Source organism: Salegentibacter echinorum, from assembly GCF_900129445.1.
Taxonomy (GTDB): Bacteria; Bacteroidota; Bacteroidia; order Flavobacteriales; family Flavobacteriaceae; genus Salegentibacter; species Salegentibacter echinorum.
Window position 1 is genome coordinate 282,156 of the sequence record NZ_FQVT01000003.1, and the last position, 21,669, is coordinate 303,824.

Annotated in this window: 18 protein-coding genes; 9 read left to right on the top strand and 9 right to left on the bottom strand. The window is 36.4% G+C overall.

Going from position 1 to position 21,669, the window contains the following annotated elements:
• Positions 1-37: 37 nt before the first annotated feature.
• The 5 genes from BUA71_RS07245 to BUA71_RS07265 all read right to left on the bottom strand — a co-directional run bounded on the left by BUA71_RS07245 (position 38) and on the right by BUA71_RS07265 (position 6,981).
• Positions 38-2,038: a monovalent cation:proton antiporter family protein gene (locus BUA71_RS07245; protein WP_072878201.1), complete on the bottom strand. Its 2,001-nt coding sequence runs from the start codon at positions 2,036-2,038 to the stop codon at positions 38-40.
• A 313-nt stretch (positions 2,039-2,351) separates the two neighbouring features.
• A complete protein-coding gene (locus BUA71_RS07250; RefSeq protein ID WP_072878203.1) occupies positions 2,352-3,551 on the bottom strand; it encodes a glutamate-5-semialdehyde dehydrogenase in 1,200 nt (399 codons plus the stop codon).
• Between the two features lie 156 nt (positions 3,552-3,707).
• On the bottom strand, positions 3,708-4,478 hold the full coding sequence (gene proB / locus BUA71_RS07255; RefSeq protein WP_072878205.1) for a glutamate 5-kinase: 771 nt from the start codon (positions 4,476-4,478) through the stop codon (positions 3,708-3,710).
• A gap of 38 nt (positions 4,479-4,516) precedes the next feature.
• Complete coding sequence (gene proC / locus BUA71_RS07260) at positions 4,517-5,320, bottom strand: pyrroline-5-carboxylate reductase (protein ID WP_072878207.1); 804 nt, start codon at positions 5,318-5,320, stop codon at positions 4,517-4,519.
• An 845-nt stretch (positions 5,321-6,165) separates the two neighbouring features.
• Complete coding sequence (locus BUA71_RS07265; RefSeq protein WP_072878209.1) at positions 6,166-6,981, bottom strand: universal stress protein; 816 nt, start codon at positions 6,979-6,981, stop codon at positions 6,166-6,168.
• Between the two features lie 326 nt (positions 6,982-7,307).
• On the opposite strand from BUA71_RS07265, the gene BUA71_RS07270 reads away from it, so the two are divergent.
• The 7 genes from BUA71_RS07270 (at position 7,308) to wrbA (ending at position 17,634) form a co-directional block, all read left to right on the top strand.
• The gene (locus tag BUA71_RS07270; RefSeq protein ID WP_072878211.1) at positions 7,308-10,946 is read left to right on the top strand and encodes a CheR family methyltransferase; all 3,639 of its coding nucleotides are present in this window, start codon (positions 7,308-7,310) and stop codon (positions 10,944-10,946) included.
• 6 nt (positions 10,947-10,952) lie between these two features.
• Positions 10,953-13,181, top strand: a complete 2,229-nt coding sequence (locus tag BUA71_RS07275) for an ATP-binding protein (RefSeq protein WP_072878213.1) — start codon at positions 10,953-10,955, stop codon at positions 13,179-13,181.
• A 124-nt stretch (positions 13,182-13,305) separates the two neighbouring features.
• A complete protein-coding gene (locus BUA71_RS07280; RefSeq protein WP_072878215.1) occupies positions 13,306-13,863 on the top strand; it encodes a response regulator in 558 nt (185 codons plus the stop codon).
• Positions 13,853-14,419, top strand: coding sequence for a biliverdin-producing heme oxygenase (locus BUA71_RS07285; protein ID WP_072878217.1), 567 nt, complete (start codon positions 13,853-13,855; stop codon positions 14,417-14,419). Before BUA71_RS07280 ends, BUA71_RS07285 begins: the two co-directional genes overlap by 11 nt.
• 157 nt (positions 14,420-14,576) lie before the next feature.
• Positions 14,577-16,241, top strand: a complete 1,665-nt coding sequence (gene ggt, locus BUA71_RS07290; RefSeq protein WP_083572057.1) for a gamma-glutamyltransferase — start codon at positions 14,577-14,579, stop codon at positions 16,239-16,241.
• Between the two features lie 62 nt (positions 16,242-16,303).
• Complete coding sequence (locus BUA71_RS07295) at positions 16,304-16,783, top strand: hypothetical protein (RefSeq protein ID WP_139277073.1); 480 nt, start codon at positions 16,304-16,306, stop codon at positions 16,781-16,783.
• 248 nt (positions 16,784-17,031) lie between these two features.
• Positions 17,032-17,634: an NAD(P)H:quinone oxidoreductase gene (wrbA, locus tag BUA71_RS07300; protein ID WP_072878221.1), complete on the top strand. Its 603-nt coding sequence runs from the start codon at positions 17,032-17,034 to the stop codon at positions 17,632-17,634.
• Positions 17,635-17,710: 76 nt separating this feature from the next.
• Here wrbA and BUA71_RS07305 read toward each other — a convergent pair whose 3' ends face one another.
• Genes BUA71_RS07305 through recF form a run of 4 tightly spaced genes read right to left on the bottom strand, consistent with a single transcriptional unit; the run spans position 17,711 to position 20,099 of the window.
• Positions 17,711-18,286, bottom strand: a complete 576-nt coding sequence (locus BUA71_RS07305) for a pseudouridine synthase (protein ID WP_072878223.1) — start codon at positions 18,284-18,286, stop codon at positions 17,711-17,713.
• Position 18,287: 1 nt separating this feature from the next.
• Positions 18,288-18,584: a DciA family protein gene (locus tag BUA71_RS07310; RefSeq protein WP_072878420.1), complete on the bottom strand. Its 297-nt coding sequence runs from the start codon at positions 18,582-18,584 to the stop codon at positions 18,288-18,290.
• Entirely contained in the window at positions 18,568-19,005 is a 438-nt protein-coding gene (locus tag BUA71_RS07315; RefSeq protein ID WP_072878225.1) for a lipocalin family protein, read from the bottom strand. The genes BUA71_RS07310 and BUA71_RS07315 overlap by 17 nt, the downstream gene beginning before the upstream one ends.
• 14 nt (positions 19,006-19,019) lie before the next feature.
• Positions 19,020-20,099: a DNA replication/repair protein RecF gene (gene recF / locus BUA71_RS07320; RefSeq protein ID WP_072878227.1), complete on the bottom strand. Its 1,080-nt coding sequence runs from the start codon at positions 20,097-20,099 to the stop codon at positions 19,020-19,022.
• A 147-nt stretch (positions 20,100-20,246) separates the two neighbouring features.
• Here recF and BUA71_RS07325 point away from each other — a divergent pair, with 147 nt between their 5' ends.
• Together BUA71_RS07325 and ribH are read left to right on the top strand one after the other, a co-directional pair.
• The gene (locus BUA71_RS07325; protein ID WP_072878229.1) at positions 20,247-21,017 is read left to right on the top strand and encodes a tetratricopeptide repeat protein; all 771 of its coding nucleotides are present in this window, start codon (positions 20,247-20,249) and stop codon (positions 21,015-21,017) included.
• A gap of 5 nt (positions 21,018-21,022) precedes the next feature.
• Positions 21,023-21,520 (top strand): 6,7-dimethyl-8-ribityllumazine synthase, encoded by a 498-nt coding sequence (ribH, locus tag BUA71_RS07330; RefSeq protein ID WP_072878231.1) that lies wholly within the window; start codon positions 21,023-21,025, stop codon positions 21,518-21,520.
• Positions 21,521-21,669: the final 149 nt, after the last annotated feature.

Sequence of the window (21,669 nt, forward strand, 5' to 3'; positions counted from 1 at the left end):
TCAGCTTAATTAAAATCGAAATTAAAACAAGCTTTGGTTAGTAAGACAGCATATCGTTTAATTTAGTAATATTAGAAGGATTTCCGAAGAGATAAAGTAAATCTCCCTGGTGTATTTTTGTTGAAGGAACTATCTCGGTAATATAAAGTGTGTCCCGTTTTATAGCTAAAACAGTAACATTGTAATTTTTGCCAATTCCCGAAGATTGAATGCTTTTTCCAACGATACTCCTATTATTTTGTTGCACGCTAAGGGTTACAATTTCTTTATTTGGAATATGTAAATGTTGCAAGGTTGGTTTATGCGGTTTTCCTTTTAATGAGGTGAGCATTTCATAATCTGAAGATCTAATGCTCGCGATAAAATCCCTAATCTCATTATATGGAATAAGGTAATTTTTTAAAACTCTGGTAAATATTTCAATAGAGGTTTCAAATTCTTCGGGAATAACCTCATCGGCACCTAACTTTAAGTTTTCTTCTATTTCCCGAACGTATCGCGTCCTTACAATAATAAACGCAGTTTGTGTAAAGGTCCTAACACTACTAATAATTTTTTTGGTAGCACCGGGATCTGAAATGGCAATTACAACCACCCGGGCTTCATGAATATGAAGGCTTTGTAGAATAACAGAGTTAGTGGCATCTCCAAAAATTACGGGTTCTCCATTATTTTTGGCTTTTTTAAAAGTATCGGGATCGGTGTCAACAATTACATAAGGAATTTCTGCATTTCTTGCGGCTTTGGCGATATTTTCTCCATTAATCCCATAGCCAACGATGATTAGATGATCTTCCAGGTTACGTTCTTTAGTTTCTTCGGCACTTTGCTGTTTTTTTACACTTTTCATTCTTTTTTTAACCCCTTGCGGAATGGGTGCTTTTAAAAGTGCATAAGTCAGTTTTGGCGCAGCGGCAATTAGAAAAGGGGTAAGCCCCATACTAATAATGGAAATGGCCAGGAAATATTGATAAATATTATCTGGGATAAGGCCATTATCCAGACCAACTCCAGAAAGCAAGAGAGAAAATTCCCCTACTTGAAAAAGGCTAAACAAGGTCATAAAAATGGTTCTGGGTGGATATTTCAAAAGAGCTACAGTAATTCCCATTACCACCATCTTAAGCAGTACAACACCAACTACAAGGGCGAGGATAATTAAAATGTTTTCAAAGAAAAAGTTGAGGTTGAGTAGTGTTCCTACTGAAATAAAGAAGAAGCTTATAAAGATCTCTCTAAAAGGTAGCACATTAGCAGTAGCCTGGTGGCTGTATTCAGATTCAGAAATAATAAGTCCGGCGAAAAAAGCTCCGAGAGCTAAAGAAAGTCCAACCGATGAGGTGAGCCAGGCAATGGCAAAGCAAAACACCACGGTAGTCAATATAAAAAGCTCTTTGCTTTTAGTTTTTATCACCATACTAAAGATCTTGGGGACTATATATTTTGCCAATAAAAATATCACCACTCCAACGCCCAGTAATTTCACAATAAGTATTAAAATGGTTGTCCAAACGTCGCCGGCCTGTCCTGCCAAAATAGGGGTGAAGAGCATCATGGGAACCACAATCACATCCTGAAATATCAAGATACCCAGCGCTATTCTCCCATGTGGCGCAGTTATTTCGCCCCGTTCCTGGAGCAGCTTGAGAACAATCGCGGTACTACTTAATGAAAATAGAAAACCTAAAAACACTGCCGAGTTTAACGGAATACCCAAAAAATAAGCAATTAAACTGGTAAAGAGAATGGTGCCACCAACCTGAAGCCCACCCCCAACAAGTACAGTCTTTCGCATAGAAATGAGCTCTTTTACCGAGAGTTCTATTCCAATTACAAAAAGCAAAAATATGATACCTATTTCTGAAAGTAATTCTACTTCGTGTGAGGAGCTAATAAGATTAAACGCAGATGGACCAGCGATTATACCAGCTAAAAGAAATCCCAGGATCGATGGTACTTTTATTTTTTGAAATAAAAGAATGATAAAAATCGAAAGACCTAAAATGATAACAATATCCTGTAAAATAGGGATTTCCATGAAAATTTATGATAAGTTGGTTAGCCGTGGTAATTTAAAGGAATTACTCGATTTGAAATAAAAAAATCGATAGAATTTTCTATTGGTCTTCTTGATCCTTGATTATAAGACAGGGATAGGATTTCTATTTAGAGTAGTCTTATTTTAATTTTCGAACGCACGTCATTAATGAAAGTTATTTTATACTTCAAATTACCCTGGTTACTTACGATCGTTTTTAGATATTATTTCAAATTAGGTTTCAATTTCAAAATATTGGAAATAAAAAAACCGCTGAGGTTATCAGCGGTTTTCAAAAGTTTGCGATTATCGCTTATTCTCTAATGTGGCCTTCACCTAGCACATAGTATTTGTTAGTCACCAATTGTTTTAGGCCAAGTGGTCCACGGTGGTGAAGCTTATCGGTACTAATAGCTAGTTCTGCTCCAACGCCCATTTGTCCACCATCGGTAAATCGGGTGGAAGCGTTATGATACACAGCAGCACTATCTACCTGCTCCATAAATTTAGCGGCTTCATCATTGTCCTTTGTTATAATAGCACAAGAATGTCCACCAGAGTATTTGTTTATTTTTTCGATTGCTTTATCAAGACCATCAATAGCACCAAAAACAATTCTCATAGCTAGAAATTCTTCATACCAGGTATCTTCCGAAGGTATTTTTTCTTCTTCAGGAATCACTTTAGCAATGTCATCATCTACCTGAACGTGAACTTTATTTTCCTTAAACATCTCGTGTAGCTCCTTTACCCTTTTCTCAAAATCGGGAAGGTTTTTATCGATTAATACCTTATCTAAAGCATTACAACCAGAAATTTTATCAATTTTGGCGTTCAACATCACTTTTTTGGCAGTTTCAAAATCGGCTTTATCAGAGACATATAGGAAATTATTTCCGCGTCCGCTTACTAAAACTGCTCCTTTAGCATTTTCTTTTACAAATGCGATAAGTTTTTCTCCACCTCTTGGAACTACTAAATCTATGTGCTGCGGAGGGTTTTTAAAGAACTCCTGTGTTTCTGGTCTGCTCATTTGCAAGAGTTCTATCCAGTCTTTTTCAAGACCATTCTCCTGCAAGGCTTCGTGCCAGCATTCTTCCAGGATTTTATTTGAATTATTGGCCTCTTTACCCCCTTTTAAATAAATTTTATTGTTTGCTTTAAAGGCAAGTACAGCAGCCTCTATAGTTACATCGGGACGAGACTCATAAATAATCATGATTGTTCCAAAAGGGGCTGTTTTATTAGTGATATCAAGTCCAGTATCTAATCTTCTGTGCTCTATAGTTTTCCCCACAGGGTCTTCCTGGTCTAAAACTTCTTTAACAGACCTAATCATATCGTCTATTTTGGCGTCATCTACAATCAATCTATCATACATAGCTTGATCTCCTTTACCAAAAGCGTCGAGGTCTTTTTTATTGGCAGCAACTATTTCATCACGTCGTTTGTCCAGGATATTCATCATGGATTTTAAGACGTTATTTCTGGTTTTTGAATCTATCAATTTCATATTTTATTTTTCTTTTCAGTTTGGTTAAACTTCTATTTTAAACTTACTCGATAATCGAGATTTGTCCCAATACTTACCGGGACTCTGAGGTTTCACTTAAAATCAATAAAATCCTCTTACATAATACCTCGTGAACATACAGCGAGGTTATTTATTTTAAGCAGTAAATTTGGTTCCAACCGGTTTACCGGCAACAATGTCTAGAATAACATTCCTTCGTTTTCCGTTAGCGATGTATGTTGGAATATCTTTAGCGGCTGTACCTTTGGCAATTTTAATTTTAGACTCCATGCCACCACGGCCTTCACCTTCACCTTTGCCAGATTCTGTTACATATTTCTCAACATTCTCATCTACCTGAACATTATTTAATTTTTCAGAATCATTATCTTCCGGGTGACCGGTATATAAACCATCGGTATCACTTAAAATAATTAGGGCGTCTGCACCAATAAGCTCGGCTACAAGACTGGCAAGTTCATCATTATCTGAGAACATAGACATGGTTACCGATACGGCATCATCCTCATTGGCAATAGGAATAATTCCTTCTGATAATAAAGACTCGTAACAGTTTATCATGTTTTCCCGGTGAATTCCCGGGCTAAAATCTCTTTTAGTAGCTAAAACCTGGGCACATCGCATTCCAAAATCGTGAAATATACTGTAATAGTGACGCATCATTCTAGGTTGGCCTACTGCCGAAAAAACCTGTCTTCTCTTGGAGGCGTCTTCAATATTTACATCTCCCAAGATTTCTTTACCGGCAATGGCAGAACCCGAAGATACTAAAACAACCATTACGTCTTCTTCGTATAATGTAGCTATTTGTTCCACCAAATGTTTAAGGACGGGACCTAAAATTCTATTGTCCTTATTGGTCATTACATTGGTTCCAACTTTAACTACTACTTTCTTTTTTTCCATTTTATAAAGTTATGTTTAAACTTTCTTTTTGTCTTTTACTACTCTTTACCCAGTTCCACCGCTCTATCAAATGCAGCGTAGGCAGCATCTTTAATTAATTCTTCAACATTGTTTTCGTCCATAGAATCTAACGCAGCCCGGGTTGTTCCTCCTTTTGAAGCTACTCGCTCCATCCAGGTACTTGCCGAAAGATCGGACTCGTTAAATAACTTCACAGCACCTTCAAATGTTTGAGTTACTAATATTTTAGAATCATTTTTAGAGAATCCCATTTTAAGGGCCGCCTCTAGCATAGAGTTCATAAAATAGAATACATAAGCCGGTCCGCTACCAGAAATACCGGTGGATGCATCTATAAAGTTCTCATTTTCTACGTGAATGGAGGCACCTGTGGTATCCAGTAAGTTTCTTACCATAAGTAATTCTACGCGAGAAATTTCTTTGGCTTCTGTAAAGGAGGTTACACCTTTTCCAACCTGAGCCGGAAGGTTTGGCATAGAACGTACAACTTTTTTCACTCCCAGTCCATTCTGAATTTTTTCTAAGGTAACACCCGCCATTAACGACACAAATATCTGTTGATCATTAACGAGGTGCTTAATCTCTTCGAATAGACCCTCACAGTGATATGGCTTCACGGCGATAAAAACGATATCTGCCTTAGGCAGGCATTCTTCAATATCATCATAAACATCAAAATGATCTACATTACTGAGTGAAGTTATTATTTCTGCCGATTTATCGAAAATCATGAGATTTCTATGATTAAGCAAACTGGATTTTGCCATCCCTTCTGCGTAAGTAAGTCCCATATTTCCTGCTCCAATTACTAATACTTTCATTCTTTATTTTTTGGTTATTTTTTTATTTATTTTCTAAACTCAACCTAATTGGTGCAAAGACCATGCAAGCATTAGACTTATGCTGCCCATTATCCTGATACCAAAAACTTCAATTTACTTTAAAATTTAAAAAACTTATAAAAATTAAGGTTAAACTAATCTAAAAAGTGGCTAGAACAGGCTTTAGATATTCATTCTTTCAGCTTTTAGCTCGAATTAGGGCATATAGTTGCTAAGAAGCTATAGTGTTCTTAAAAGTAACTAGCTCTATAGTTTGAAATTAATTTGGTTAAATAAATAAACCATAATTCAAAACTTCCAGGGTTATAGATATTAATTATCTTTAATAGTTATTTGTTATCACTAAAAATGTCTGACAAATGACTGCCATTATTGCAGTAAATCTTCGCCATATTTTACGAAAAGGATTTCGTAGAAATCATGGTTCAAGAATTTTTTGAAGTACTTTACTATTGCAAAAAGTGCTAAGCAGTTCAAAGTGCCCGGTAACTATGTGATTTGAAGGCTTCTTTAGTTAGATTTTTGAATAAATTTTCCTTTATAATTTTAAAAAATCAAGCTTAATTTAAATATTTATGGTCCCAGCTCTAAATTATATGTTTGATAAAACCTTTACTAGCGCGCGTGTTCACTTTTGTGGCAGAGCTTAAAAGCGATTTCATAATTGCCCTCCTTCCTGTTTAAAATTTTCACGAAAAAGAGTTAGCTGAAGAATATTACTTATAAAAAGTAGGATTTTCAGTTAGTTAGAATTGAGTCTTTTCTCTTTTTTCTTGCAGCAAAGCGATCTTGTTTCTTTGCCGGAAAATAGTGGTGCTAAATATTTATTTAGAAGGCATAAATAGAAGAGGAATTTTAGACTGTGAGTCTATTTTCTTAGATAATTTTCCTAAAAATAATCTTCGGTAGAATCCTTTTCTGCGATGATTTAGTACAAGAAGGTCACTATTTCTGCTGTGTAAAAAAGAATGAATGCCTATGGGTACTTCAATATTGGTTAAGGTATGGAAACTATGTTGTAAATTACCAAGATGAAGATGAAGCTCTTCTTTACGTTCCTTCTGTTTTTTACTCAATTTTTCCTCCTCCTGAACATACAAAATTCGAATACAGGCATTCCACGAACTTGAAAAATCTCTCAGAAATTTTATTTCATATGGAGAAAATTCTTTTTCATAACGGGTAGCAAAAACAATTTCTTTTTTTTCGAATGGAATAAATTGAGCTTTTTCTGGGATCAAAAGAACGGGAATAAAGTTAACAACTTCCACAATATTAAGGCTGTTTTTGCCTAAAAACCTATTCCGGGAATCCGTTTCTCCTTTGGTGCCCATGACAATTAAATCAAAGAAGATTTCTTTCTGAAGTTTATCTATGCTATTATTTAATTGACCAAACTTAATTATCGCTTTGTACTTGTGATTTCCATTCTTATTGTACGTTTTTACCTTTGTTATAAACTTTTTCAAATTAGCCTGGTTTGAAATAGTAATATTCTCGTCTTTAATGTTTTTTGCTGAAGGCTCACAAACGTGGAGGAAATAAAAGACACATAATTCCTCCTTAAACACTTGAAGTGCAAACATGGTTGCTTTCCACGCATTAAGAGAGAAATCGGTTGGGATGAGAATGGTTTTCATCGTTTAAATCTTAGAATATAAAGTTATGCGGACTGCCCGTTTAAAACTATGAGAAAAATCAGGTTCTAAGTCTTTGTAATTTCTTTGTTTTTTATTCAATAAGTCTTGAAAGACCAGAATCATAAAAAATTCAGTTAAAATTAACTTTTCAAAAAGTAAATAAACTAAATTATAAGCTTCGGAATTTGAAGTAAAAAACTTTCAAAAACACTATATTTATTGAAATTGCGTTATTTTATATTTCAAAAGTGGCTATAGATTTGTGGTTTAACTTTTATATTTGTTTTTTCAATTTTTGTTAATTTCAACCTAACTGAATTACTTTAATGACAAAGACCAATAATTATCCTTCTAAAGCAGCGCTCGAGAACCAGCTTAAAACCGAAGAACCACGTATTGTGGCTGTAGGTGCCAGTGCCGGAGGCTTGGAGGCGTTAAAGTTATTTTTTGAAAGTATTCCTGAAACTGACAAAAATGCTTATGTGGTTATACAGCATCTTTCTCCAGACTATAAAAGCATGATGGGCGAGTTATTAAAGAAAAATACCAATTTGCCCATTTTAGAGATAACAGAGAACACGAAAATTAAGCAGGGGCATATTTACCTTATACCACCTGTAAATAATTTACTATTGGAAAATGGTCGTTTCAAGCTGGTAGATAAACCTAAAGATCAAAGTCTTAATCTGCCAATTGATATGTTTTTCGAATCCCTGGCAAAATTTAATCAGAACCAGGCAATTGGTGTTATTCTAAGTGGTACCGGCAGTGACGGCACTCGCGGCGTGAGAGCGATTAAGGAGAATGATGGGATGATTATGGTGCAGGAACCAGAGGAGGCAAAGTTTGACGGGATGCCGCAAAGTGCGATTAATACCGGACTAGTGGATTATGTAATCCCGGTAGACGAGATGGCCGGCGAACTGAAAAATTTTATAGATGCACCGGCTGTTTTTCACTTTAAAGACGGAGACCTTAATTATGACGAAAGTCAATTAATGCAAATCTTGCGTTTTATAGATGAACGAACGGGTTTAGATTTTAGAGAATACAAACACGCCACCCTGGCTAGAAGAATTGCCAGGCGAATGAATGTTTGTAAATGTAAGGACCTAACACATTATTTTGAGACTTTAAAAAATAATAAAGCAGAAGTTGATATCCTGCACAGGGAATTTCTAATTGGAGTCACCAAATTTTTTAGGGATAAGGATGTTTGGAACATTCTTAAGAATAAGGTGATTCCTGCTATGGTCGATAAGAAAAAGAATGGCGATGTATTAAAAGTTTGGGATGTTGCCTGTAGTAGCGGGGAAGAAGCCTATTCTTTCGCCATGCTTATTAATGAAGAAATAGAACGCCAGCAAAAAAGTGTTGATCTTAAAATTTTTGCTACAGATATCTCGCAGAAACATTTGGATATAGGTAGTGAAGCTACCTATCCAGAAAGTATTGTTGCAGATATTGATGCAGACTTATTATTAAAATATTTTTACAGTCGTCCCAATGGTTATAAAGTAGTTGATAAACTGCGTAGAATGGTTGTTTTTTCACGCCATAATATCATTAAAAATCCGCCTTTTAGCAATATGGATATGGTGGTATGTCGCAATCTTCTAATCTATTTTCAACCCGCTATTCAAAATAAAAGTTTAAACTTTTTACATTATGCGTTAAAGAAAGAAGGAATTTTAGTTTTGGGAACAAGCGAAAATGTAGGTTCGCAAAAAGATAACTTTAAGCCTATTGATCTCGCTACAAAGATCTATAAAAATGTTAATCCAAATAAGAGATTAAACAGTAAGCTTACCAGAACGCAAGATCTTGGAGTTTCGGCAGAAATTAGAAAACCGGAAAAAACCATATCCAAGAAATCTAAAAACCCTATAGAGTTAAAATTAAAGGAAGAATTAAATAGCACAATTTTACAAACCTTTGGTGGTGCCAGTGTTTTTGTAGATCATACTTTTAATATCCTACAGGCCGTTGGGGAATTTAGAAAGTATGCAAACTTGCCGGTAAATGGCTTTTCGATTAACTTACTGGAAATGCTTGCGCCAGATCTTAAATACGTTGTGCAAAGCACGCTAAATAAAGCACGGAAAAGTAATGAACAATTGCGTTATGAAGATGCTAATTTTGAAATTAATGGGGAGCAAAGAGCTGTAGATATTCTGGTAAAACCTTATCAGCAAAAAATTGATGAAGGTGATCCAAACTTTATCATCACCTTTATTGAAAAGGATGTAAGCATAGATGATGTAAAAACGGTAGATAAGCTAAGTTTATCTAACAGGACCAAGGAATACGTTTCAGAATTAGAGGAAGAATTAAGGGAAACCAAAGAAGAATTAAATACTTCCCTGGAAGAGATTGAAACCAGTAACGAGGAATTACAAGCTGCTAACGAAGAGTTACTGGCTTCTAATGAAGAGTTGCAAAGTACCAATGAAGAACTGCAAAGTGTTAATGAGGAAATTAATACTGTAAATGCAGAAAATTTACAGAAAGTAGAAGATCTAGCTGCTTTAAATGCCGATATGAACAATATGCTGGAAAGTACCGAGATGGGAGTGATCTTTCTGGATAAAGAATTATGTATTAGGAAATTCACTCCGGCTACACAGCGACATTTTAACCTTATTTCTACAGATGAGGGTCGCCCTATAGAACATTTTATTTCCAGCATGGGGAGGCAAAATCTTATTACCCGTTGTAAACGTGTACTAAGAACAGGTAAAATCCTTGAAAAGCAGGTTAAAGCCAAAGAAGGTGCTTACTTTTTACGTAGAATTTCTCCTTATATAGATTCTAACGGGGAAATTAACGGTGTGGTGATAACATTTATCGATGTAGGTTTATTACAACGTTCTAAGGAGAAGCTAATTGCAAGTGAGAAGCGCTTTAAATCTTTTTACGAAGAAGATCCGGTGCTTCATATTAGCGTAGATTCCCAAAGTTCGCTTATTATGCAATGTAACCAAACAGCGGTTACAAAATTGGGGTATGAAACAAAGGAAGAACTAATAGATAAACCAATTTTCGACCTGTACAATGAAGAGTCTCAAATTCGCGCTTTAAAATCTAATAAAGAATTTAAAGCTACCGGGCAGGTTACCAATATGGAACAGGACATGCTTACTGCCTCCGGAGATTTATTACCGGTAATCTTAAATGCGACGGCAGAAAGAGATGAAGAAGGTAAAATCGTTAACATTCGCTATACCTGTGTGGATATTTCAGAAATAAAGCAGGCTGAAATGAAGTTGATGCAACAACATGACGACCTGGAACGTGCGAATAAAGATTTAGAACAGTTTGTTTCCATTTGCTCCCACGATTTACAGGAACCGCTATCTACAATAAAATTTGGAAGTGATGTTTTGGGGAAAATGTACGGTGATAAATTAGATCAAAAAGGGAAAGATTATATACAATACATTAAAACGGCTTCTACCAGGCTATCCGATCAAATAAAAGCTTTATTGGAGCACTCTAGAATTGGACGAAATGGACAAAAGAGTCTCGTAAATATTCAGGAGGTTATTGAGGTTGTAAAATATGATTTGGGAAAACGTATAAAGGATACTAAAGCTAAAATATATGCCGGTTCCATGCCTAAAATTAATGGACACGAAGTTGAATTAAGGTTGCTTTTTCAAAATCTTATAAGTAATGCGATAAAATATACGCCAAAGGAAAAAACGCCTGAAATTCGTATCTCCTCGTATAAAGAAGGTAATTATTGGGTGTTCGCTATTATGGATAATGGAATGGGAATCTCTAAAGAGGATCAGAAGAATATTTTTACCATTTTTAACCGCGTTAGAAATGAAGAAGAAAATGAAGGTACCGGCGTGGGATTGGCACATGTTGAAAAGATTGTATTGCTGCACGAAGGTTCCATTTGGTTAGATAGTCAGCCCGGGGTGGGAAGTACATTTTATTTTAAGTTAAAAGCTTAGAACAGCATGCTAGACAATACCTATTACCCCGATAAAGTAGATATTTCTAACTGTGAAAAAGAACCAATTCATTTAATAGGAAAGGCACAAGCACACGGGGTTATTCTTGCGGTAGATCCTACAAGTCTTAAGATTCTACAGGCAAGTGAGAATACTGCCAATTTCTTGGGAATTGCGCATAGCGAGCTATTAAATAAGGACATTTCACTTGTAGTTGGTGAAAAATATCGCGCTAACCTGGCTGAAGCAAATAATACAGATGAGGTTTTTAAAGCTTCAGAAATTGAAATTAACAACCACAGGTTTGTGCTTTTGCCTCACAAAGCTAAGGATACACTTATTATAGATTTTGAAGTGCTAGGTAAAGACCGGGACAGCTTGTTTTTTCAGCAACAATTAACCAGTATTATTACCGGGTTAGATAGTGTCACGAATATCCAAAATCTTTGTAGGGAAGCGGTAAAATTAACCAGGGATATTTTTGGTTATGACCGTGTGATGATATATCGTTTTGATGAAGAGTGGAACGGCGAGGTTTTTGCTGAAGAAAAAAAACAGTCTTTAGAAAGTTGGCTGGGATTGCATTATCCGGCAAGCGATATCCCGTCCCAATCCCGAAACTTATTTTTGGAACATAAGGTTCGTATAATTTCAAATGTGAATTATACGCCGGTTCCCATAACTCCGCAACTTTCTCCAACAACCAACAAGCCTTTAGATTTATCGCGTTCTGAATTGCGCGGGGTTTCTCCCATTCATATAGAATATCTTCAAAATATGGGCGTGGGAGCTTCGCTAACTGTGGCGCTTATTGCCAATGGAAAACTTTGGGGATTACTGGCCTGTCACCATTATTCGGCGAAGTTTATTAATTATTATCAAAGGGAAACCTGTAAGTTTTTGGGACAGGTATTTTCTAATAAACTGGCATTACTGGAAACCAGGAATTTTAATAACAAGTTGCGGGAAAGCGAAATATTACGCGATAAAATTCGGGAAAAATTCACTTCAGAAAATACCCTTTTTAGTGCCCTTACTTCAGGAAAAACCAGGTTTGTTGACTTAATTGATTGTGGTGGGGGTGCTTTGTTTTATGAGAATAAACTCACCCTCACCGGGAAAACTCCGGCTGAAGCAGATGTTCACAAAATATTAGATTTTGTAGCGAATAAACAAAAAACTTTATTTTTCTCAAAAAGTCTTAAAAAACAATTTCCTGAAGCTGAAAAATTCAAAAAAACAGCATCGGGAATACTTGCAATGAATATTGGGCGTGGAAAAACCAATTTTATAATTTGGTTTCGGCCGGCTGTTTCAGAAACGGTTAATTGGGGTGGAAATCCGAATAAAAAAGTTTTTTATAATCAGGAAAAACAACGCTTAAGTCCGCGAAAATCTTTCCAGAAATGGAGTGAGAAATTAGATGGTGTAGCCTCCACCTGGCAGGATTATGAGCTTGAAACGGCAAAAGCTTTTAGTGAGAATATCAATCAATTTATTCTACAACAGCAAAAAGACGAAATTAGCCGGTTAAACGCCAATTTAATTACTGCAAATAAGGATTTAGAGCTTTTTAGTTATGGAATTTCCCACGATCTTAAATCGCCGCTACGGGCTGTAAAAGGTTACGCACAAATGCTTCAGGAAGATTTTACTGAAGAAATACCTGCCGGGGCTGTAAATTTAATTCAAACAATTTATACTTCAGGAGAGAAAATGGAGCTTCTCATTGAGCATATGCTGGATTTTGCGAAAATCACCGGGGGAGAACTTCAGAAGAGAAATCTGGACCTGGAAAGTTTGCTAAAGGAAATTATTACCGATTTTAATATTGAAAATAATTACCCTAAGACAGTTATTGATATAGAGTCTAATTTACCGGCAATGTTTGGCGATCGCGATATGCTTTACCAGGTTTGGCTAAATTTATTGGAAAACGCTTTAAAATACTCTCAAAAATCTGAGAAGCCCAATATACTAATTGGGGTGGTTTCTAATCAAAAAGTGCAACAGAAAAACAGAAAACCTATCTACTATATAAAGGATAATGGAATAGGTGTTTCAGAAGAAAGTAGCCAGGAAGTTTTCCAATTATTTAGGCGTTTCAGTCCCGGGGAGTACAAAGGAACAGGGATAGGATTGGCCCTGGTAAAACGGGTGATAGAAAAACACGCAGGAGAGATTTGGGTAGAAAGCAATTTGGGAAAAGGCAGTACATTTTTCTTTCACTTATAAAGTCTTATATTTTCGTGAGTATTTTATTTTAGAAAAAACGCATTACGTTTATATTTTAATGCAAAAACGGGCTATACGCCGGGATCATCAAATAGTTTTGTATTTTTGAGAAAATTCAGAAATAATGATCACGACTCCTTTGCGCATAATTTTGGTTGAAGACGAAGAAACCGACGCTGTATTAATTCAACGACAAATTAAAAAAATAGTAGAAAGTGTTGAGATTAATGTGGTCGATGATATTGATGCTTTTAAACGTGTTTTTATGAACTCTTTGCCAGATGTCGTAATTTCAGATTATAACCTACCCACCTGCACCGGATTAGATATTTTAGAACTTTCTAAAGATATGGATGCCGATGTCCCATTTATTTTTGTAACTGGCGCGATAGATGATGACGAGCTTGCTGCCAATACTATTTTAGCCGGAGCCTCTGGTTTTGTGCTAAAAAAACATATGGATAGGTTAGGAGAGAAGCTTGAACCTTTACTTAAACGGGTGGTGTATAACATGGTACAGAACCAAGAGCTTAGGGAGCGAATTAGGAAAAATAAGATTGCGGTAAACCAAATTTACAGCTATTTGGATGAGATAAAAAGTGATGATAGGGAACAGCGCAAGAATATTTCGAAGATACGGGAAAATATAGGAAAATTTAATATAGATAACGATGTTAGATGAATTAAGAAGTGCTACCAAAGAACTTCACGAACAGCTGGAAGAAGAAAATCTGGCGCAGAAAATAGTTAACCATCAAATTTCTTCGGAAGAATATAAGTTGCTGTTACTGCAAAATTATATTGCTTATAAAATCACCGAAACCGAAATTGAAAAATATATCCCAAACTATAATTCTGAAAAATCTGCACAGTTAAACTTAGACCTGGAGGCACTGGAAGTAACAAATATTTCTACAGCCTCTTTTAAAGAAGATTTTAAACTTACATCTTATGAAGAAGCACTTGGCGCAGCCTATGTAGTTTTAGGTTCGGCCCTGGGCGGGGTTTATATTTCTAAAGAAATTCCCAATTGTCCTCATTTAGCTGAAATCCCCAAACCGCATTTTTTTAATGGCGATAGGGCAGGAGTAAAAGCCTGGAATAAGTTTGTAAAAGAACTGAAAGCCAAAGATTTTTCTGAAGCTCAAGTAAAAACAGCTACCAACAAGGCTTGTGAAACTTTCGAGTTCTTTAGCCGTATTTTTAAAGAAGCAACCCTGGGTTTTCAAACGGCATAAAACCTTTTTTTGCTATGAGAGACTTACAAGATCTTGGATTTAATACGCCTTTCTTCATTTTATGTGTGAAAAATGATATACCATAATAATAACGTTTATGCTTATGCAAAATTACCCTAAGCTTTTAATTTGTCTTTTTCTTACGTTTAGTTTCCCTATGTCGAATTTTGCTCAGTCTGGCCGAATTCCGGTTAGGGCAGAAAACGGAATGGTAGTGAGCAGTCATTACCTGGCTTCAAAAGTAGGGGAAGAGATATTGAGTAAAGGCGGCAATGCAATAGATGCCGGTGTGGCCACGGCTTTTACATTAGCTGTGACCTTGCCTTCTGCAGGGAATATTGGTGGCGGAGGGTTTCTCGTATATCACGGGGCAAACGGCGACAAAACGGCCTTCAATTTTAGGGAGAAAGCACCATTAAAAGCCTCTGTCGATATGTTCTTAGATGAAGATGGTCAAATAAAAGATAACTCCAACCACGAAGGTTTGCTTTCTGTTGGCGTGCCGGGAACGGTAGCCGGCTTGTATAAAGCACATCAAAAAATGGGAAATCTTCCCTGGGAGGAGCTTTTAGAGCCGGCGATTAACCTGGCAGAAAACGGGTTTGAATCTACCTACAATATGAACTGGTTTTTGAAATGGGTGAAAGAACATCACGATGACGAATTGTATGCTGCGACAGCAAAAGCTTTTTTGAAAAATGGAGAAGAGATCTATAAGCCTGGAGAAACCTGGAAACAACCCGATTTGGCAAAGAGTTTAAAGCGAATTCAGCAAAATGGCGCCGACGGATTTTACAAAGGGAAAACAGCCAAACTAATCGCCGATTTTATGAAAGAACACGGCGGTTTAATTACTGAAAAAGATCTTGCGAATTATGAAGCCGAGGAATTAGCACCGGTAACAGGTACTTACCGCGGTTATGAAGTTGTGGCGATGCCACCGCCAAGTTCGGGTGGGGTGGCGCTTATTGAAATGCTTAATATTTTAGAAGTTTTCGATCTGGAAGAAGCGGGAGCAAACTCTGCGAAATCTTATCATTTACTAACCGAGGCAATGCGCCGCGCCTATGCCGATCGTGCTTTGTATCTTGGAGATCCTAATTTTAATCCAAAAATGCCCCTGGAAAAATTAACTTCTAAGGAATATGCTAAGAAACTTCAGGAGGGTATTCAAATTGATAGGGCATCAAAAAGTGATTCGGCTAATTTTAATAAAGCCCATTTGCGATATGAGAGTCCGCAAACCACACATATTTCCGTGGTGGATAAAGAGGGTAATGCAGTTTCCTTAACCTATACCTTAGAACGCAGCTATGGTTCTAAAATAGTAGTTCCCGGCGCAGGATTTCTACTGAATAATGAAATGGGGGATTTTAATCCTATCCCGGGTCACACCGATACCAAAGGATTAATTGGTACGAAACCAAACCTGGTAGCACCCGGGAAACGTATGTTATCCAGTATGACCCCAACTATAATTGCCAAAGAAGGAAAACCTGTTTTAGCGATAGGAAGTCCCGGGGGAAGAACGATAATCAATACCGTTTTGCAGGTAGTGGTAAATATGATAGATCATAAAATGAACATTGCTAAAGCTATAGAATCTCCCAGAATTCATCATCAGTGGTTACCAGATCGTACTCGATTTGAAGATTTTGGAATTTCTCCAGATACCAAAAAGCTTTACGAGCAAATGGGACACGAAGTTTACGAAGCAGGAAGCCAGGGCCAGGCTATGGGGATCTATATAGATTGGGAAAACGACCTTCTTTATGGCGCCGCAGATTCCAGGAGTTATGATGGAAAAGCTGAAGGGTTTTAGGGTATTAATTAGATAATAATTTCATTATTTTATTGTAATTTCATTATTTAAATCAATAACCAATGAAAAAGTTAGTATTGCTATTAGGATTTGTTGCATTTTTCTCGATTTCCTGCGATAAAGATGATCCCTCAAACTGCTGTGTCATAATGGATACGGGGGTAACCATAAAATATGTAAATGAAACTGGGGAAAATTTACTGGAAAAAGATGGAGCATTATCAATTAAAGATATAACCTTATTCCATAAGGTAGATTCGGAATGGGAGCAGTATTTTAAGGGAAATTTAGATATTCCTACGGGTTTGGAAGAAGTGTCGATGCCAGAAGGAAAATATTTAGGTATCGCTACAAGCCTTGATGTAGATGAGAATAATATTTCAGAAACAAAAATAAGGTTTTCTGAAACAGATGAAGATATAATTAAAACCAAACTAAACTTCAGTTCAAATAATACGATAGTGGATAAGGTTTGGTACAACCGAGAGTTAAAGTGGGAGAGAACGAATAAAAATCCGCGCAACTTTGTTATTGTAAAGTAATGATTTACATTTTTTGTAAAAATTTCAAACAGCAAGAAAGGTAATTATGAAATCGCTTTTAGGCTTTGCGATAGAGGAGATCTTGCTAATTGGGAAAATTTTTAACGGGCATCAATGATTTCGATTAATCCTGGATATCGGTTAAATTTGGATTTTAGTTATGCAATTTTATAATAATCTTAAAACTAATGTTTTAATTATGATTTATATTTATGGTGAAAGCTTAATTAACTTTAAAAATATAAATTATGAGTCAACCAAAAGTAGCAGTAATATTTTATAGTGCCACAGGTACAAATCATCAATTGGCACAATGGGCCGGCGAAGCAGCCAAGAATGCAGGCGCGGCAGAAGTAAGGGTGAAAAGAATTAAGGAAACCGCTCCGCAGGAGGCTATAGATCAAAATGAAGCCTGGAAAAATTATGCGGCTGAAAATAAAGATTTTCCAACTGTAGAACTGGACGATTTGTTGTGGGCAGATGCTATTATTTTTAGCACGCCAACCCGTTATGGAAACCTGCCTTCTCAGCTTCAGGCGTTTTTTGATACCACCGGCGGATTATGGTCCAGTGGGAAACTGACCAATAAAATTGTGAGTGGAATGACAAGTGCGGCCAACCATCACGGCGGGCAGGAAGCAACTTTACTTTCACTATATAAGACCATAATGCACTGGGGCTCTATAATTGTAGCTCCCGGCTATACCGATTCCAGTCTTTTTGAAGCAGGAGGAAATCCTTACGGTGTAAGCGTTACTGCAAGTGGAAATACTCCTGGAGATAACATTAAAAAAGCAGTTGAACACCAGGTTAAAAGAACGGTTGAAATGGCCGCAAAGTTTAAAGACTAATCAATTTTTTTAAATAAGATATCCAAAAACCCAAGCAGACCCGCCCGAATTTATTCGGGCGGGTCTTTTTAAATTTTTAGTATAAAAACTCAGGAAGTTCTATTACTTCCCCGGCTGCCATATCCTTTACGGTTTCGTTGCCAATCCTTACCCGCACTAATCGTAAGGTGGGGAAGCCAACCGCAGCTGTCATTTTTTTAACCTGCCTAAATTTACCTTCAACCAATGTTACAGATATCCAACTGGTAGGGCCGTGACGTTCATCACGAATTTTTTTGGCTCGCTCGGGAAATACCGGTCTTTCATTTAAAATTAAAGCTTTGCAGGGTAGTGTATTGTAGTTTGTACCGTTAATACTAATAGCTACACCAAACTTAATTCTTTCAATCGCTTCTGGCGTGATTTGTCCATCCACCTGCACAAAATATTCTTTTTCAATTTTATTCCCGGTAATTTCGGCACTTGCTTTTCCGTTAGTTGTTAGAAACAATAAACCTTCTGAATCCTGGTCCAACCTTCCTACCGCCATGGTTTCTGAAGGAAAGTCGCCTAATTCGCCCAACAATTTCTTTTTCTTGCGCGGACGCTCGTTCGTGATAAACTGACTTAAATATCCGTAGGGTTTGTAAATTTTAAAATAACGATGCTGCATGTTAACGAAGAACCAATTTTTTAACCAGGTCTTTCCCCAGCTCTTTATTTAACATCTTTATGATCTTTTCTTTACCGTAACTTAGCTCTTCTCTTAATACAGAAGAACTTAACTGCACAAAAAGGGTGTCGTTTTGTAATTTTATAGCAGTAGTGTACTTTTGAATTGCGGGTCCCATTTCCCTGTTCCATACTTCCTTTACACTCACCTTATCCAAGCCGCTTTGCAGTTTATTATGATCTACAAAATCTTTTAATACTTCACTTAAACTCTGGTTTTCATTAGTTCTCTTCTTCATTTTCATCTGCTAATAACGGGGTGAATTTTTTATAATAATAAATCTTATCATCTCTGTTTATGATGCTAAATTTATCTTCTTCAGCATTTATAACTGTTTCCTTCCAGGAATCGTAGGGTGTTTTATAATATAACCTTAAACTATCATCTTCAATTTTAGCTAAAACTTCTTCCCGATCATCATTGGTGATATAAGTGCCGTCAAACCTTGGGTTTAACTTTTTTCTGAAGCCATTTTTACCATCAAATTCAATATAATCTACTGTAGGGTTTACCTTGTAATTGATTGTAGAATCTTTCGAAACTTCCACTTTATCAATTTCCCAGTAACCCGTAAGGTGTTTGAGCTGTTCTTCCGGATTATTTTTTTGGCATCCTAAGGCTACAATTCCGCAGACTAAAAAAAGAATCTTTTTATTCATATTTGTATCTCATTTTACAATTTATATATTTTATAAGGTTGATCGCTATTTTTTACGACCGCTTCGGTTCGATCTGCGTGCGTGTCACTTATAAAAATTTGGCCTAATTGATTAGTAGCTACCAAAGCGACAATATGCGCTACCCTTTGCTCATCTAATTTATCAAAAACATCATCTAATAGTAAGATAGGGTTTACCTTACTTATTTGTTTAATAAAGTCGAATTGAGCCAATTTTAAAGCAACCAAAAAGGATTTTTGTTGTCCCTGGGAGCCAAACTTCTTGATAGGATGCCCTTCAATTTCAAAATTTAAATCATCTTTATGCGTGCCAACACTGGTGTATTGAAGAGCCATATCTTTTTGCAGCTGCTCTTCTAATAATGAAGCCATTGAACTTTCGAAAAGCTGACTCTTATAACTGATATCTACCTGTTCTTTATTCTGCGTAATATCGGCATAACGTTTATTAAAAATTGGAATAAACTCTGAAAGGAAGTTTTTTCTTTTTTCAAAAATATATTGCCCCAATTCACTTAGCTGCAAATTATAAACTTCTAAGGTATCCCTGTCAAAGCTGTGATTAGCGGCGAAATATTTAAGCAAAGAATTGCGTTGCGAGAGTATTTTTCCATATTGCAACAATTTATTGAGGTAAATATTGTCACTTTGCGAAATCACTCCATCAATAAATTTACGCCTGGTACTACTGCCTTCAATAATAAGGTCGCGATCTGCCGGTGAAATAATTACTGTGGGAATAAATCCTATGTGATCACTAAATTTCTCATAGGCTTTGTTATTTCGTTTAATGACCTTCTTTTGGCCACGTTTTGCGCTAACAATTACACGCTCTTCCTTTTCCTGTTTCTCAAAAGTACCTTCAACAACAAAAAACTCGGCATCGTGATTTATATTTTGACTGGTAATGGGATTAAAGTAGCTTTTACCAAAAGCCAGATGGTAAATACTGTCTAAAATGTTAGTTTTACCAACCCCATTATGCCCCACGAAACAATTAATTTTGGTGTCAAAATCGAAAGTAGCTGAATCCAGGTTCTTGTAATTTAATAAAGAGAGATGTTTTAAAAACATATTTTACTGTTATTCAGCCATTTATTATTTTGTTATACTAATTTTGAAAGCTTAGCGAATGACTTCAAAATATTAAAAAAATACAAATAATTTCCCTTTTAATTTTGAATAAAAATCCTATTTTTGCCACTGCATTAAACAGAATTTATGGCAACTTACAAGAAAAAAGGACATAAACCTTCAAATAAGGAAGAGCAGAAAAAACATGTAGAAGAAGAATCTACAACTGCAGAAGTGTTTAACACCCTGGATGAAGGTGCGGGCAGAACAGAAACCTGGGTTGCCGAGAACCAACAATATATTTATATAATTGTGGGTGTAGCAATTGTAGCTGTATTGGGCTATTTAGGCTACAATCGTTTTATAAATGAACCCAATGAGGCCGAAGCTGCCAACGAAATGGCACAGGCCGAAACCTATTTTGGTAATGCATTAAATGCATCTGGCACCCAACGGGACTCCCTTTTTACGATGTCTTTAAATGGGGGTGAAGGAAAATATGGATTTATTGATATAATTGATAACTACGGAAATACAGACGCTGCAAATATCGCAACTTACAACGCGGGCTTTGCTTATTTGAATACCGGTAAATACCAGGAAGCAATTAATTACCTGGAAGATTTTAACAGCGAGGATGAGGTACTTGCTGCATTGGCTACAGGTGGAATTGGCGATGCATTTATGCAATTAGAACAACCCGAAGAAGCTTTAGACTATTATGACAAAGCGGCCAGCATGCGTTCTAATGAATTTACAACACCAAAATTCTTATTAAAAGCTGCGATCACAGCGTTAGAAGTGAATAAACCTGGCGAGGCCGAAGATTACCTACAGAAATTAAAAGATAACTATCCTAATGCCTCTGAAGCAGAAAAAGTAGCGATTTATATGGGGCAGGCCAGGGCAGGAAAATAATATCTATGGCTACAGAAGGCAATAATTTATCAGATTACGACAAAGAAAAACTTCCCGATGCGAAAGACTTTCGTATCGGGATTGTTGTTGCAGAATGGAATGAAGAAATCACCGAAGGTCTCTACCAGGGAGCTTACAATACTTTAATTGAACAGCAGGTAGAGCCAAACAAAATTGTACGGTGGAATGTTCCCGGCAGCTATGAACTCATTTATGGCTGTAAGAAGATGCAGGAAAGTTTTGATATGTTAGATGCCATTATCGCTATAGGTAGTGTGATAAAGGGAGAAACTAAACACTTCGATTTTGTTTGTGAAGCGGTTTCCCACGGGATTAAAGACCTCAATATTCAAAATGATACGCCTATTATTTTTTGTGTGCTAACAGATAATAATATGCAGCAAGCCATAGACAGAAGTGGCGGTAAACACGGGAACAAGGGAACAGAAGCCGCCGTGGCAGCGATTAAAATGGCACAATTATGCAAAGATGCCCGGTTTTAATCGCGGGGCGATAGCCAGTGCTTTAATTTTCCTTGACTTTTTTCGAAATAAAAGAATTTTTCAAATACCTATTCTTTAACTTTGGACGTAGGTGTTTTATTCGTAATTTCCATAATAAAGCTTTTAAGTAATGACTGTAGTTTGTTAAA

Excerpts from the sequence above, each read along its gene's own strand:
- BUA71_RS07245 (WP_072878201.1), bottom strand. The coding sequence starts at position 2,038 with ATGGAAATCCCTATTTTACAGGATATTGTTATCATTTTAGGTCTTTCG.
- BUA71_RS07250 (WP_072878203.1), bottom strand. The coding sequence starts at position 3,551 with ATGAAATTGATAGATTCAAAAACCAGAAATAACGTCTTAAAATCCATG.
- proB (WP_072878205.1), bottom strand. The coding sequence starts at position 4,478 with ATGGAAAAAAAGAAAGTAGTAGTTAAAGTTGGAACCAATGTAATGACC.
- proC (WP_072878207.1), bottom strand. The coding sequence starts at position 5,320 with ATGAAAGTATTAGTAATTGGAGCAGGAAATATGGGACTTACTTACGCA.
- BUA71_RS07265 (WP_072878209.1), bottom strand. The coding sequence starts at position 6,981 with ATGAAAACCATTCTCATCCCAACCGATTTCTCTCTTAATGCGTGGAAA.
- BUA71_RS07270 (WP_072878211.1), top strand. The coding sequence starts at position 7,308 with ATGACAAAGACCAATAATTATCCTTCTAAAGCAGCGCTCGAGAACCAG.
- BUA71_RS07275 (WP_072878213.1), top strand. The coding sequence starts at position 10,953 with ATGCTAGACAATACCTATTACCCCGATAAAGTAGATATTTCTAACTGT.
- BUA71_RS07280 (WP_072878215.1), top strand. The coding sequence starts at position 13,306 with ATGATCACGACTCCTTTGCGCATAATTTTGGTTGAAGACGAAGAAACC.
- BUA71_RS07285 (WP_072878217.1), top strand. The coding sequence starts at position 13,853 with ATGTTAGATGAATTAAGAAGTGCTACCAAAGAACTTCACGAACAGCTG.
- ggt (WP_083572057.1), top strand. The coding sequence starts at position 14,577 with ATGTCGAATTTTGCTCAGTCTGGCCGAATTCCGGTTAGGGCAGAAAAC.
- BUA71_RS07295 (WP_139277073.1), top strand. The coding sequence starts at position 16,304 with ATGAAAAAGTTAGTATTGCTATTAGGATTTGTTGCATTTTTCTCGATT.
- wrbA (WP_072878221.1), top strand. The coding sequence starts at position 17,032 with ATGAGTCAACCAAAAGTAGCAGTAATATTTTATAGTGCCACAGGTACA.
- BUA71_RS07305 (WP_072878223.1), bottom strand. The coding sequence starts at position 18,286 with ATGCAGCATCGTTATTTTAAAATTTACAAACCCTACGGATATTTAAGT.
- BUA71_RS07310 (WP_072878420.1), bottom strand. The coding sequence starts at position 18,584 with ATGAAGAAGAGAACTAATGAAAACCAGAGTTTAAGTGAAGTATTAAAA.
- BUA71_RS07315 (WP_072878225.1), bottom strand. The coding sequence starts at position 19,005 with ATGAATAAAAAGATTCTTTTTTTAGTCTGCGGAATTGTAGCCTTAGGA.
- recF (WP_072878227.1), bottom strand. The coding sequence starts at position 20,099 with ATGTTTTTAAAACATCTCTCTTTATTAAATTACAAGAACCTGGATTCA.
- BUA71_RS07325 (WP_072878229.1), top strand. The coding sequence starts at position 20,247 with ATGGCAACTTACAAGAAAAAAGGACATAAACCTTCAAATAAGGAAGAG.
- ribH (WP_072878231.1), top strand. The coding sequence starts at position 21,023 with ATGGCTACAGAAGGCAATAATTTATCAGATTACGACAAAGAAAAACTT.